Source organism: Aquincola sp. J276 (assembly GCF_024700035.1).
In the GTDB taxonomy this organism is placed as follows: Bacteria; Pseudomonadota; Gammaproteobacteria; order Burkholderiales; family Burkholderiaceae_C; genus Aquincola; species Aquincola tertiaricarbonis.
This window is the reverse complement of record NZ_JAJONC010000001.1, coordinates 3,087,160-3,100,003: the sequence shown is the minus strand read 5'-3', so window position 1 is coordinate 3,100,003 and position 12,844 is coordinate 3,087,160. Positions and strand designations below refer to the sequence as shown.

At 71.0% G+C, this 12,844-nt stretch carries 11 protein-coding genes and 1 pseudogene; 2 read left to right on the top strand and 10 right to left on the bottom strand.

Translation table 11 applies throughout. The features are described from left to right. Window positions 1–11: 11 nt before the first annotated feature. A complete protein-coding gene (locus tag LRS14_RS14270; RefSeq protein ID WP_257799959.1) occupies window positions 12–860 on the bottom strand; it encodes a MaoC family dehydratase N-terminal domain-containing protein in 849 nt (282 codons plus the stop codon). Window positions 861–1,013: 153 nt separating this feature from the next. On the opposite strand from LRS14_RS14270, the gene LRS14_RS14265 reads away from it, so the two are divergent. After that, window positions 1,014–1,973, top strand: a complete 960-nt coding sequence (locus LRS14_RS14265; protein ID WP_046113351.1) for an AEC family transporter — start codon at window positions 1,014–1,016, stop codon at window positions 1,971–1,973. Window positions 1,974–2,057: 84 nt separating this feature from the next. After that, window positions 2,058–3,317 carry a glycerophosphodiester phosphodiesterase gene (locus LRS14_RS14260; protein WP_257799958.1) on the top strand — a complete coding sequence of 420 codons (1,260 nt, stop codon included), beginning with the start codon at window positions 2,058–2,060 and terminating at the stop codon, window positions 3,315–3,317. Between the two features lie 36 nt (window positions 3,318–3,353). On the opposite strand, the gene LRS14_RS14255 is transcribed toward LRS14_RS14260, so the two are convergent. The 9 genes and pseudogenes from LRS14_RS14255 to LRS14_RS14215 all read right to left on the bottom strand — a co-directional run bounded on the left by LRS14_RS14255 (window position 3,354) and on the right by LRS14_RS14215 (window position 12,836). Beyond that, complete coding sequence (locus tag LRS14_RS14255; protein ID WP_257799957.1) at window positions 3,354–3,830, bottom strand: Ldh family oxidoreductase; 477 nt, start codon at window positions 3,828–3,830, stop codon at window positions 3,354–3,356. Next, on the bottom strand, window positions 3,830–4,405 hold the full coding sequence (locus tag LRS14_RS14250; protein WP_257799956.1) for an Ldh family oxidoreductase: 576 nt from the start codon (window positions 4,403–4,405) through the stop codon (window positions 3,830–3,832). Before LRS14_RS14250 ends, LRS14_RS14255 begins: the two co-directional genes overlap by 1 nt. Next, window positions 4,402–5,895 carry a mannitol dehydrogenase family protein gene (locus LRS14_RS14245; RefSeq protein ID WP_257800484.1) on the bottom strand — a complete coding sequence of 498 codons (1,494 nt, stop codon included), beginning with the start codon at window positions 5,893–5,895 and terminating at the stop codon, window positions 4,402–4,404. Before LRS14_RS14245 ends, LRS14_RS14250 begins: the two co-directional genes overlap by 4 nt. Before the next feature lie 5 nt (window positions 5,896–5,900). Next, the gene (gene manD / locus LRS14_RS14240; RefSeq protein ID WP_257799955.1) at window positions 5,901–7,112 is read right to left on the bottom strand and encodes a D-mannonate dehydratase ManD; all 1,212 of its coding nucleotides are present in this window, start codon (window positions 7,110–7,112) and stop codon (window positions 5,901–5,903) included. A 7-nt stretch (window positions 7,113–7,119) separates the two neighbouring features. Next, the gene (locus LRS14_RS14235) at window positions 7,120–8,652 is read right to left on the bottom strand and encodes a UxaA family hydrolase (protein WP_257799954.1); all 1,533 of its coding nucleotides are present in this window, start codon (window positions 8,650–8,652) and stop codon (window positions 7,120–7,122) included. An 18-nt stretch (window positions 8,653–8,670) separates the two neighbouring features. Next, a pseudogene (locus LRS14_RS14230) lies at window positions 8,671–9,535 on the bottom strand (fumarylacetoacetate hydrolase family protein). 19 nt (window positions 9,536–9,554) lie between these two features. Beyond that, window positions 9,555–10,310 carry an SDR family oxidoreductase gene (locus tag LRS14_RS14225; protein WP_257799953.1) on the bottom strand — a complete coding sequence of 252 codons (756 nt, stop codon included), beginning with the start codon at window positions 10,308–10,310 and terminating at the stop codon, window positions 9,555–9,557. Between the two features lie 19 nt (window positions 10,311–10,329). Further along, window positions 10,330–11,433, bottom strand: a complete 1,104-nt coding sequence (locus tag LRS14_RS14220) for a mandelate racemase/muconate lactonizing enzyme family protein (protein WP_257799952.1) — start codon at window positions 11,431–11,433, stop codon at window positions 10,330–10,332. Beyond that, window positions 11,430–12,836 carry a TRAP transporter large permease gene (locus LRS14_RS14215; protein WP_257799951.1) on the bottom strand — a complete coding sequence of 469 codons (1,407 nt, stop codon included), beginning with the start codon at window positions 12,834–12,836 and terminating at the stop codon, window positions 11,430–11,432. Before LRS14_RS14215 ends, LRS14_RS14220 begins: the two co-directional genes overlap by 4 nt. Window positions 12,837–12,844: the final 8 nt, after the last annotated feature.

Here is a 12,844-nt window from a genome sequence, read left to right as displayed (position 1 = left end):
GACAGGGTTCCTCAGGCCAGCTCGGCGGTGGCCTGCATCGCCAGGTGGCCCTGGTGGTCGCGGGCCCACAGCGTGAAGCGTCCACCCTCGTCGGGCCGGCCGCAGACGTGGAAGCGGTGGATGTCGAAGATCGGCCGCACCGCCTTGAAGGCGAAGCGGCGCACGGTGGCCTCGGGATGCTGGCGGCGCAGGTTGTCCAGCAGCAGCGTGGCAATCAACGGGCCGTGCACGATCAGGCCCGGATAGCCCTCGACGCCGGTGACATAGGGCTGGTCGTAGTGGATGCGGTGGCCGTTGAAGGTGAGCGCCGAGTAGCGGAACAGCAGCACCGGGTCGGGCACGATCTCGCGCTCGAAAGTCGCGTCCGCCGGCGCGGGCTGCGGCGGCACTTCCGGCGCGCCGGGCTGCGGCGGGTCGCGGTAGACGATGTCGTGCTCCTCGGTCAGCGCCAGGCCGTTGGCGCCGGACAGCTCATGCCGCACGGTGACGAAGACCAGCGCGCCGCTGCGGCCCGACTTGGTCGACACGCTGCGGATGGTGGAAGTGCGCACGCCCTCCTCGCCCACGCGCAGCGGCTGCAGGAACTCGAGCCGGCCGCCGGCCCACATGCGGCGCGGCAGCGCCACCGGGGGCAGGAAGCCGCCGCGCTTCGGATGGCCGTCGGGCCCGATCTCGCGCGCCGGCACCTGCGGATTGAAGTAGATCCAGTGCCACAGCGGCGGCACCGGCGTGCCGGCGGTGGGCGGCGGGTCGTCGCGGTCCAGCGTGGCGGCCAGGCCGGCCAGGGGCGCGGCGGCGATCAGGTCGTGGCGGGTCTCGCTGCGCCCGACCCAGGCGCTGTAGTCATGGTGCTCTGTCATGGGCGCAGCATCGCGCGGCCGGCGGCCGGCCGCCATTCGCATTTGCCGAAGCGAGGGTTTTGCGCCGCGAAAGCCCGTCGGGCCGGCGCCTGCCGCACCGCTGGCACACTCGGGCTCCAGCCCGCACGGGCCGCCCGGCGCCCCGCCCGTGCCATGCAGCAGATCTTTGCAGTAACGATCCCCTTCTTCGCCTTGGTGTTGTCCGGTTGGCTGGCGGCCCGCCAGCGCGTGCTGCCGGACACCGCCATCCCCGGCCTCAACGCCTTCGTCCTGTACTTCGCGCTGCCGGCGATGCTGTTCCGCTTCGGCCGCACCACGCCGCTGGGCGAGCTGCTGAACCCGGTGGTGCTGGGCGTGTATGCGCTGGCGGCGCTGGTCATCGTGTTCGGCACCGTGTGGTTCACCCGCTCGGCACGGGTGCACCTGAAGGATGCTGCGTTCGGCGCGCTGGTGGCGGCGTTCCCCAATTCGGGCTTCATGGGCGTGCCGCTGCTGGCCACCCTGCTGGGCCAGGCGGCGGCCGGGCCGGTGATCAGCACCATGCTGACCGACATGGTGCTGACCTCGTCGCTGTGCATCGCGCTGGCGCAGGCGCACGAGGCCAGCGGCCAGGGCTCGCGGGCGGCGGCGCTGAAGGCGCTGCGCGGCGCCGCTTCCAATCCGCTGCCGTGGTCGATCGCGGCCGGCGCGGCGGTGGGCGGCATCGGCCTCGAGTTCCCGCGGCCGGTGGACGTCATCATCCGCATGCTGGCCGACGCGGCCACGCCGGTGGCGCTGTTCACCATCGGCGCGGTGCTGTGGCGGGCCGGCCAGCATGCGCACACCCGCACGCCGGTGGCGCTGTACCTGCCGGTGGCACTGATCAAGCTGCTGCTGCATCCGGCGCTGGTCTACGGCCTGGGCCGCGCGGCGCAGGCCGCCGGCCTGCCGCTGAGCGGCGGCCAGCTCACGGCGCTCACCCTGGCCGCCGCGCTGCCCAGCGCCAGCAACGTCTCGATGCTGGCCGAGCGCTACGGCGCCGACGACGGCCGCGTGGCCCGCATCATCATGAGCAGCACGCTGCTGGCGTTCGGCACCTTCAGCCTGGCCGCCTGGTGGATGGGGGCGGGGTAACTCCTGTCATCGCGCTGCCAAACATTCGGCTCATGATGGCTGACCGGCCGCGCACAGGCCGGCATGCCAAGAGGAGTCGAGGACATGAGTACCACTTCGCTGCCGCTTGCGCGGCTGACCCTGGCCGCTGCCTGCGCGGCGGCCTGCCTCCCCGCCGGGGCGGTGACCTGGAACACGCTGAACGGCCAGGCGCCGATCATCATCGGCCACCGCGGCGCCTCGGGCTACGTGCCCGAGCACACGCTGGCCAGCTATGCCAAGGCCATCCAGCAGGGCGCGCACTACATCGAGCCCGACCTGGTGCTCACGCGCGACGGGCACCTCATCGCCCGCCATGAGCCGGTGCTGGACGGCACCACCGACGTGTCGGCCAAGTTCGGCGCCGACCGGCGCAGCACCCGCATGGTGGACGGCGTGAGCACCACCGCCTACTTCGCCGACACCTTCACGCTGGCCGAGATCAAGACGCTGCGCGCCATCCAGCCGACCGCCAGCCGCGACCAGAGTCTGAACGGCCTGTACGAGATCCCGACGCTGGACGAGGTGATCAACCTGGCCAAGACGCAGAGCGCGGCCACCGGACGCACGATCGGCATCTACCCGGAGCTGAAGCACAGCACCTACATGAAGCAGCAGTCGCTGGCGGCCGGCCGCTCGGCCACCTACTTCGAGGACACGCTGGTCAGCAAGCTGCACGCGGCCTACGGCAACACGCAGAACGCGCCGGTGTTCATCCAGTCCTTCGAGTCGGCCAACTTGCAGTACCTGAACGGCCAGACCGACATCAAGCTGGTGCAGCTGGTCGACGCCAACGATGTGCGGGCCGACGGTTCCATGGACCTGACGCCGCCCTACGACCGCCCCTACGATTTCACCGTGGCCGGCGACCCGCGCACCTTTGCCGACCTGCTGACGCCGCAGGGCCTGGCCTTCGTGGCCACCTATGCCGACGGCGTGGGCCCGTGGAAGCCCTACCTGGTGAAGACGGTGGACGACGGCGTGGACCGCGACGGCGACGGCAAGCTGACGGTGAAGGACCGCCGCGTGGACGGCAGCACCGGCATCATCGAAGCCGCCCACGAGGCCGGCCTGCAGGTGCATGCGTACACCTTCCGCAACGACTCCGGCGGCTACGGCTTCGCCGACCCGCAGGCCGAGATGGAGTACTACCTGCGCCTGGGCGTGGACGGCGTGTTCACCGACTTCCCCGACACCGGTGTGGCCGCCCTGGCCGCCGCCGCGGTGCCGGAGCCGGAGACCTATGCGCTGATGTTCGGGGGACTGGCGGTGGTGGGGTGGGTGGCGAGGCGACGCGCAACGACCCCTGCGAACAGCAAGCGCTGACCGTTTCGCCAACGTCGGCGCGGCTACGGCGCCTGTCTAGACAGGCGCCGCCACCCCCAGCCGCTCGCTCCATGCCCTGAACTCCGCCTGCAGCCCCGGCTCCACCGGGATGCCCTGCTGCAGCCGCACCGCCTGCTTCTCCAGCTCCGGGTCGCCGGGCATGCGGGGCGAGCCGGGCTCGGCGGCCAGGGTCTGGGCCATGTGGGCGACGGTGGCGGCCAGCATCGGGCCGCCGGCGAAGCGCATCGGGTCGATGGCGAGGAAGAAGGCGCCCAGTTCGCGCGGCTGGTCGAGCTGCTCGTACATCGGCGTGATGAACGGGCCGTACGGATTGCCGTTGAGCGGGCCGCACAGCAGCTCGATCACCAGCGCCAGGCCGTAGCCCTTGTGGCCGTAGTCGGTGCCGCCCAGCGGCCGTAGCGCGCGGATCTGATGCGGGTCGGTGCTGGGCCGGCCCTGTTCGTCCACCGCCACGTCGGGTGCCACCGGGTGGCCCTCGCGGCGCGCATTCATCACCCGGTTCCAGGGATGGAGGTGGTGGCCATGTCCAGGCACACCGGCTCGCCGCCGGCCCGTGGGAAGGCCACCGAGATCGGGTTGGTGCCGAAGAACGGCTGGTGGCCGCCCTGCGGCGCGGCGATGCGGTCGGCGTGGGTGAAGGCGATGCCGACCAGGCCGGCCTGCGCCGCCTCCCGCGTGTACAGGCCGATGGCGCCGCAGTGCGACGAATCGGCCACGCCCACCGCGCCGATGCCGCTTTCGCGTGCCAGCCGCATCGCCAGCCGGTTGGCATGGTGGGCCACCACGATGCCCAGGCCGCGATCGCCGGCCACCTGGGCGGTGCCCGGGCCGGTGAGGGTGTCGCGCATCGCGGGCCGTGCGCGGATCGATCCGTGGTGCAGCCGGTTGAGGTAGTGCGGCAGCCGCGCGATGCCATGGGAATCGATGCCCCAGAGGCTGGTCTGCACCAGGCTGTCGGCCACGGTGCGGGCGTCGTCGGCCGGCACGCCGGCGGCCTGCAGGCAGCGCCGGCCCCAGTCGCGCAACGCGGTGTGGGGCAGGTGAACGATGGTGGTGTCTCTCGTCATGCGGTGGCTCCCTTCCGCCCGCCCAGCGCCTGCTGCAGCGTGGCGCGCACGCCGGCCTGCTGCAGCGACTGCAGCCAGCGCAGCACCGGGCGGCTGAAGGCCGCTTGCCCGGCCAGGTCGCCGAACACCGGCGCATGGGCCAGTACCGCGGCGGCACCGCCTTGCGCGCGCAGTGCGGCCAGCGTGCCGGCCAGCGGATCGTCGACGGCATGCGCCTCGCCGGCCTCGTCCACGCCGCTCAGGTGGTGCAGCCAGCCGGCCACGGCAAGGGCCAGCAGCTCGATGCCCGCGCCCTGCTGCAGCCGGTGGCGCACCGTGCCCAGCAGCCGCTGCGGCAGCTTCTGGCTGCCGTCCATCGCGATCTGCCGCAGCCGGTGCTGCAGCGCCGGGTTGGCATAGCGGCCGACGATGCGCGCGCTGTAGGCCGCCAGGTCGAAGCCCGGCGTGGCGGGCAGGGTGGGAATGATCTCCGTGGCCATCAGGGTCTCGATCAGTTGCCGGAACAGCGGCTCGCGCACCGCTTGGTCCACGGTGCGCAGGCCGGCCATGGCGCCCAGGTAGGCCAGCGTGGAATGGGTGCCGTTGAGCAGCCGCAGCTTGGCCAGCTCGAAGGGCGCGACGTCTGCCACGAAGCGGGCACCGCCCTGCTCCCAGGCCGGGCGGCCGGCGGCGAAGCGGTCTTCGATCACCCAGTCGAGGAAGGGCTCGCCGATGACCGGCCAGGCGTCTTCCGCCCCCAGCGCCGCACTCACCTGCGCGCGATCGGCCTCGGTGGTGCGCGGCACGATGCGGTCGACCATGCAGGCCGGAAAGCTGCAGGCCGTGCCGATCCAGTCGGCCAGTGCCGCGTCCACCTGCCGCGCCATCGCCAGCACCAGGCCTTGCAGCAGGTGGCCGTTGGCGGGCAGGTTGTCGCAGCTCAGCAGCGTGAGCGGCGGCCACCCCCGTGCGCGCCGCAACGCCAGCCCATGCACGATGAAGCCCAGCGCAGTGCGCGGCGATGCGGGGCGCACCAGGTCGTGCTGCACGTCGGCGTCGTCGATCCGTAGCGCGCCGCTGGCGGGGTCGTGGTGGTAGCCCTTCTCGGTCACCGTCAGGCTCACGATCCGCGTGCGCGGCGCGGCGATGCGCTCCAGCACCGCCTGCGGATCCTCGGGCGCCACCAGCAGCTCGATCAGGCTGCCCACCACCTGCAGCCGCTGCCGCGGCCGGCCCTGTTCATCCGCATCGCGCAGCGCCAGCGTGTACAGGCCCTGCTGCGGCGCCAGCGCATCGCGGGTGTCGGGCTGCCGCAGCGAGACACCGCAAAGGCCCCAACCCCCGTCGCCGGTGGCTTCGATCGCCGCATCGTTCACCACCGCCTGGTGAGCGCGGTGAAAGGCTCCCAGGCCCAGGTGCACGATGCCGACCGACAGCGCGGCACGGTCGAACGCCGGCCGCTGCACGGCGGCCGGCAGCCTGGCCAGCCCGTCAGCCTGCAGCCGCGGCATGCCGCTCACCAGCTCCACAGCGTGCCGTCGTGCTGCTGGCGGTTCACCGGCAGGTAGGCGCGCTGGTAGGGGTAGCGGGCGGCCATCGCCTCGTCGATGTCCACGCCGTGGCCCGGTGCTTCGCCCGGGTGCATGAAGCCGCGGTCGAAGCTGTAGGCATGCGGGAACACCGCGTCCGTCTCGTCGGTGTGGCGCATGTATTCCTGCACGCCGAAGTTGGGCACCCAGAGGTCGAAGTGCAGCGCCGCGCCCATGCACACCGGCGACAGGTCGGTGGCGCCATGGCAGCCGGTGCGCACCTGGTACATCGCGGCGAAGTCGGCGATGCGCCGCAGGTGCGTGATGCCGCCGGCATGCACCACGGTCGCGCGGATGTAGTCGATCAGTTGCTGGCTGATCAGGTCCTTGCAGTCCCAGATCGTGTTGAAGATCTCGCCCACCGCCAGCGGCGTGACGGTGTGCTGGCGGATGAGCCGGAAGGCCTCCTGGTTCTCGGCGGGCGTGGCGTCTTCCATCCAGAACAGGCGGTAAGGCTCCAGCGACTTGCCCAGCCGCGCCGCCTCGATCGGCGTGAGCCGGTGATGCACGTCGTGCAGCAGGTGGTGGTCCCAGCCGATGGCGCTGCGCACCGCGTCGAACAGCTTGGGCGTGTGGTCCAGGTACTTCTCGGTGCTCCAGTCGTGCTCGCTGGGCAGGTCGGCGTCGGCGGGCTCGTAGAACAGCCGGCCGCGGCCCACGCCGTACACCTTGTCCAGCCCCGGCACGCCGCTCTGCGCGCGGATGGCCTTGTAGCCCAGCTCGGCGTAGCGCAGCACCTCGTCGGTGGTCTCGGCGATGTCGCGGCCGTTGGCATGGCCGTACACCATCACGCCGGTGCGGCTGGCACCGCCCAGCAGCTGGTACAGCGGCAGGCCGGCGGCCTTGGCCTTGATGTCCCACAGCGCGATGTCCACCGCGGCGATGGCACTCATCGTCACCGGCCCGCGGCGCCAGTAGGCGCCCTTGTAGAGGAACTGCCAGATGTCCTCGATCTGGTGCGCGTCGCGGCCGATCAGGCAGGGAATGACATGGTCGGTGAGGTAGCTGGCCACCGACAGCTCGCGGCCGTTGAGCGTGGCGTCGCCGATGCCGGTCAGGCCCTCGTCGGTCTCGATCTTCAGGGTGACGAAGTTGCGCCCGGGCGAGCAGACGATGACGCGTGCGTTGGTGATCTTCATGGCGGGGTTACATCACGGCGCCCAGCTGCCAGGGCACGAACTCCTGCTGGCCGTAGCCATGGCGTTCGCTCTTGGTGCGGGTGCCCGAGGCGGTGGCCAGCATCAGCTGGAAGATGCGCTCGCCCAGCTCGTCCACCGTGGCTTCGCCTTCGACGATGGCGCCGCAGTCGATGTCGATGTCGTCCTGCTGGCGCAGCCACAGCGCGGTGTTGGTGGACAGCTTGAGCGAAGGCGATGGCGCGCAGCCATAGGCCGAGCCGCGGCCGGTGGTGAAGCAGATGAGGTTGGCGCCGCCCGCCACCTGGCCGGTGGCCGACACCGGGTCGTAGCCCGGCGTGTCCATGTACAGCAGGCCGCGGCGGCGCACGGGCTCGGCGTATTCCAGCACCGCCTCCAGCCGCGTGGTGCCGCTCTTGGCGATGGCGCCGAGCGACTTCTCCAGGATGGTGGTGAGGCCACCCGCCTTGTTGCCGGCCGAGGGGTTGTTGTCCATCTCGGCGTCGTTGCGCTCGCAGTAGCGCTCCCACCAGCGCAGGCGCTCGATCAGCTTCTGCGCCACCGCAGGCGAGGCGGCACGCCGCGTGAGCAGGTGTTCGCCGCCATAGATCTCCGGCGTTTCCGACAGGATGGCCGCGCCACCGTGGCGCACCAGACGGTCCACCGCCGCGCCCAGCGCCGGGTTGGCGCTGATGCCCGAATAACCGTCGGAGCCGCCGCACTGCAGCCCCACCGTCAGGTGGCTGGCCGGCACCGGCACGCGCTGCACGCGGTTGGCGTCTGGCAGCAGGGCGCGGATCAGCTCGACGCCGCGTTCCACGCTGGCCGCGGTGCCGCCGCTGTCCTGGATGTTGAAGCTGTGCAGCATGGCCGAAGGCGCCAGCCCTTCCTGCTGCATCAGCCCGGCGATCTGGTTGGTTTCGCAGCCCAGGCCCACCACGATGATGGCCGCGAAGTTGGGATGCCTGGCATAGCCGCCCAGCGTGCGGCGCAGCAGCTGCAGCGGCTCGCCGGCGCTGTCGGTGGCGCAGCCGGCGCCGTGCGTCAGCGCCACCACGCCGTCCACGTTCGGGTAGTCGCGCAGCAGGTCGTGCTCGGGCGGCAACCGCGGGTCGGGCCGGAAGCGCTCGGCAATCGCCCGCGCCACCGTGGCCGAGCAGTTCACCGAGGTAAGGATGCCGATGTAGTTGCGCGTGGCCACGCGGCCATCGGACCGCACGATGCCCTGGAAGGTGGCCGGCTGCGCCACGTACTGCGTGGGCTGGGCGTCCTGGCCGACGGCGTAGTCGCGCTCGAAGTGGCTGAAGGCCAGGTTGTGGCTGTGCACATGCTGGCCGGCGGCGATGGGCCGGGTGGCGGTGCCGATGATCTGGTTGTAGCGCCGCACCGGCTGGCCGGCCGCGATGGCACGCACCGCCACCTTGTGGCCGGCGGGGATCAGCCCGCTGACCGTCACGCCCTCGCCTTCCAGCACGGTGCCCGAGATCAGCTGCCGGCGGGCGATGACCACATCGTCGTTGGCATGGATGCGTATGTGGCTCATGGCGTGCTCAACCGTCGCTCAGTTGTCGATCAAGGCGGGGTCCCATGCATGCACCTTCTGGTGCTGCTCGCCCAGGCCCTCGATGCCCAGGCGCATCTCGTCGCCGGGCTTCAGGTAGGTGGGCGGCTTCCGGCCCATGCCCACGCCGGGCGGCGTGCCGGTGCTGATGAGGTCGCCGGGCTGCAGCGTCATGAAGCGGCTGACGTAGCTCACCAGCGTGGCCACGTTGAACACCATCGTGCGGGTGCTGCCGTTCTGCACGCGCTGGCCGTTGACCTCCAGCCACAGGCCCAGCTGCTGCGGGTCGGGCACCTCGTCGGCCGTCACCAGCCACGGGCCCACCGGGCCGAAGGTGTCGCAGCCCTTGCCCTTGTCCCAGGTGCCGCCGCGCTCGATCTGGTATTCCCGCTCCGACAGGTCGTTGACCACGCAGTAGCCGGCCACGTGCTTCAGCGCATCCGCCTCGCTCACGTAGCGCGCGGTGCTGCCGATCACCACGCCCAGCTCCACTTCCCAGTCGCTCTTGACCGAGCCTTGCGGCAGCATCCACCGCGTCGTTGGGGCCCATCAGCGCGGTGATGGCCTTCATGAAGATCACCGGCTCCGCCGGCACCGGCAGGTTGCTCTCGGCCGCATGGTCGGCGTAGTTCAGGCCGATGCAGATGAACTTGCGCATGCCCGACCACGGCGTGCCGATGCGGCCGGGCTTGTCCAGCACCGGCAGCGTGGCGGTGTTCAGCTCGCGCAGCCGGGCCAGGCCGGCCGGCGTCAGCGTGTGGGCGGTGATGTCGGACAGCTCGCCCGACAGGTCGCGCAGCACGCCCTGGGCGTCGATCAGGGCGGGGCGTTCATGGCCCTTGGGGCCGACTCTCAGCAGTTTCATGCGTTGCTTCTTTCGTGTGTCAGTTGGACCAGCCGCCATCGATGACCTGGGCGGTGCCGGTGGTGAAGGCGGATTCATCGCTGGCCAGGTAGACGGCCAGCGCGGCGATCTCCTCGGTGCGGCCCAGCCGGCCCATCGGCTGGCGGGCCACGAAGGCGGCTTCCACCTCGGCAATCGACTTGCCGCTGGCGCGGGCCTGCGCATCGATGCGCTGGCGCAGCGAGGGTGATTCCACCGTGCCCGGGCAGATGGCATTGCAGCGGATGCCTTCGGCCACGAAGTCGGCCGCGACCGACTTGGTCAGGCCGATCACCGCCGCCTTGGTGGTGCCGTAGACGAAGCGCCCCGGCGCGCCCTTGATGCTGCCGGCCACCGAGGCCATGTTGACGATGGCGCCGCCGCGCTGCGCCCGCATGCCCGGCAGCACCGCGCGGATCAGCCTGTACATCGAGCGCACGTTCAGCTCGAAGGAGAAGTCCCAGGCCGCGTCGTCGCACTCCAGGATGCTGCCCGCGTGCACATAGCCCGCACCGTTGAACAGCACGTCGATGCGTCCGGCCTCGGCCACCGTGGCGGCGATGGCGGCGGCGTCGGTCACGTCCAGCCGGCGGGTGGTGATGCCGGGCGTGCCGCCCAGCTCGGCCAGCAGCCGGTCGTCGATGTCGGTGGCGATCACCGTGGCGCCTTCGCGGGCGAAGGCCAGCGCGGTGGCGCGGCCGATGCCCTGCCCCGCGGCGGTGACGAGGCAGCGCTTGCCTTGCAGTCGGTCGGTCATGCGTTGAGCTTTCAGCGGATCAGGAAACGGTGTGGAAGGCCACGCGCCGGCGCTCGATCTCCGGCCAGTGCCAGGCGATGCCCAGTCCCGGCACATCGGGCGCCACCGCCTGGCCATCGGCAATCAGCAGCCGGCTGGTGGTCACCGCATCCAGCTGCGGGATGTATTCCACCCACTGCGCGGCCGGCACCGCGGCGCACAGCGACACCTGCAGCTCCATCAGGAAGTGCGGCGCCACCATCAGGTTGTGCGCCTCGGCCAGGTGCGCCGTCTTCAGCCACGGCGTGATGCCGCCGATGCGGGCCACGTCGGCCTGCACGATGTGGCACGCGCCCTGCTGCACATAGGCCGCGAACTGCCCCGGCGAGTACAGCGATTCGCCCACCGCGATGGGCAGCGTGGCGGCGGCCGCCAGGCGTGCATGGCCGGCGATGTCCTCGCTGGGCAGCGGCTCCTCGAACCAGGCGATGCCCAGCTCCGCATACCGCGGCGCGCGGCGCAGCGCCTCGCCCAGGTTGAACACCTGGTTGGCGTCCACCATCAGCTCGAAGCCCGGGCCCACCGCCTCGCGCACCGCGCGCAGGCGGTCCAGGTCCTCGCTCAGGTGCGGCTTGCCCACCTTGACCTTCGCGCCGCGGAAGCCCTGCTCCTTTGCCAGCACCGCCTCGCGCACCAGGGTGTCGGTGGCCAGGTGCAGCCAGCCGCCTTCGGTTGTATAGACAGGTATGCGCTGGCGGGCACCGCCGGCCGCCAGCCACAGCGGCTGGCCGTCGCGCAGGCAGCGCCAGTCCCACAGCGCGGTGTCGATGGCCGCCAGCGCCAGGCTGGTGATGGCGCCCACCGAAGTGGCATGCGTGGCGAACAGCAGGTCGCGCCAGATGCTTTCGATGCGCGCTGGGTCGCGGCCCAGCAGCCGCGGCGCCAGGTGGTCGCGCAGCAGCGCCACCACCGAGGAGCCGCCGCTGCCGATGGTGTAGCTGTAGCCCACGCCCTCGGAGCCGTCGTCGCAGCGGATGCGCACCAGCGGCGTCTCCTGCGTCACGAAGGTCTGGATTGCATCGCCGCGCGGCACCGGCGGCGGCAGGTCCACCTGCGAAATCTCGACGCTGCGGATGCGGGTCACTTCAGCAGCCCCAGCTGCTGCGGCAGCCACAGCGTGAGCGCCGGCACGTAGGTGATGGCGATGAGCGCGCCCACCAGCGGCACCAGCCAGGGCAGGATGGCCATGGTGGTGCGCTCGACCGACAGCCGCGAGATGCGCGCCAGCACGAACAGCACCATGCCCAGCGGCGGATGCAGCAGCCCCACCATCAGGTTGAGCACGATGATCAGCCCGAAGTGCACCGGGTCGATGCCCATCTTCAGCACGATGGGCAGCAGGATGGGCACGAGGATGGTGATCGCCGCGATGGTGTCGATGAAGCAGCCGACGAACAGGATCAGCAGGTTCGCCAGCAGCAGGAAGACCCACGGGCTCTGCGTCACGCTGAAGATCCAGTCGGTGAGCATCTGCGCCGCCTGGGTGGTGGTGAGCAGCCAGGCGAAGATGGACGCGGCGGTGACGATGAACAGCACCGAGGCCGTGGTCTCGATGGTGTCCAGCGTGGCCTTGGCCAGCGTGCGCAGCGTCATCGAGCGGTAGCGCACCAGGCCCAGGAACAGCGCCCAGATCACCGCCGCCACCGCCGCCTCGGTGGGCGTGAACCAGCCCATGGTCATGCCGCCGATCAGGATCACCGGCGCCATCAGCGCCATCACCGCGCTGAAGTTGAACTTCCAGTCCAGCAGCAGCAGCGCCACGAAGCCGATGCCCGCCGCCATGTTGGGCGACACGCCGGCCAGCGTCAGCAGCCACACCGCCATCGGGAAGGCCAGCACCACCAGGATCTCGATGCTGGCGCCGCCCAGCTGCTTCCAGCTGAAGGGCGTGTCGCTGCCCCAGCCGTTGCGCCGCGCGAACCAGGCCACCGTCACCATCATCAGCAGCGTCATGAACACGCCGGGCAGGATGCCCGCGACAAACAGCGCGCCGATGGAGACGTTGGCCATCATCCCGTAGATGACGAAGGGCAGGCTGGGCGGAATGATGGGGCCGAGCGTGGCCGAGGCGGCGGTGACGCCCACCGCGAACTCGGTGGAATAGCCGTGGTCCTTCATCGCCTTGATCTCGATGCTGCCCAGGCCGGCCGCGTCGGCGATGGCGGTGCCGCTCATGCCCGAGAAGATCACCGAGCCGATGATGTTCACCTGCCCCAGGCCGCCCTTCATCCAGCCCACCAGGGCCACGGCGAAGTTGTAGATGCGGCCGGTGATGCCGGCGATGTTCATCAGGTTGCCGGCCAGGATGAAGAACGGCACCGCCAGCAGCGGGAAGCTCTCGATGCCCGCGATCATGCGCTGCGCGATCACGATGTCGGGCACGCTGCCCGAGACGGTGATGTACAGCAACGAGGCGCCGGCCATCGCCACCGCCACCGGCATGCCGATCACCATCAGCAGCAGGAAAGAACCGATCAGGATGGCCATGCGGTCGC

Excerpts from the sequence above, each read along its gene's own strand:
- LRS14_RS14270 (WP_257799959.1), bottom strand. The coding sequence starts at position 860 with ATGACAGAGCACCATGACTACAGCGCCTGGGTCGGGCGCAGCGAGACC.
- LRS14_RS14265 (WP_046113351.1), top strand. The coding sequence starts at position 1,014 with ATGCAGCAGATCTTTGCAGTAACGATCCCCTTCTTCGCCTTGGTGTTG.
- LRS14_RS14260 (WP_257799958.1), top strand. The coding sequence starts at position 2,058 with ATGAGTACCACTTCGCTGCCGCTTGCGCGGCTGACCCTGGCCGCTGCC.
- LRS14_RS14255 (WP_257799957.1), bottom strand. The coding sequence starts at position 3,830 with ATGAATGCGCGCCGCGAGGGCCACCCGGTGGCACCCGACGTGGCGGTG.
- LRS14_RS14250 (WP_257799956.1), bottom strand. The coding sequence starts at position 4,405 with ATGACGAGAGACACCACCATCGTTCACCTGCCCCACACCGCGTTGCGC.
- LRS14_RS14245 (WP_257800484.1), bottom strand. The coding sequence starts at position 5,895 with ATGCCGCGGCTGCAGGCTGACGGGCTGGCCAGGCTGCCGGCCGCCGTG.
- manD (WP_257799955.1), bottom strand. The coding sequence starts at position 7,112 with ATGAAGATCACCAACGCACGCGTCATCGTCTGCTCGCCCGGGCGCAAC.
- LRS14_RS14235 (WP_257799954.1), bottom strand. The coding sequence starts at position 8,652 with ATGAGCCACATACGCATCCATGCCAACGACGATGTGGTCATCGCCCGC.
- LRS14_RS14225 (WP_257799953.1), bottom strand. The coding sequence starts at position 10,310 with ATGACCGACCGACTGCAAGGCAAGCGCTGCCTCGTCACCGCCGCGGGG.
- LRS14_RS14215 (WP_257799951.1), bottom strand. The coding sequence starts at position 12,836 with ATGGCCATCCTGATCGGTTCTTTCCTGCTGCTGATGGTGATCGGCATG.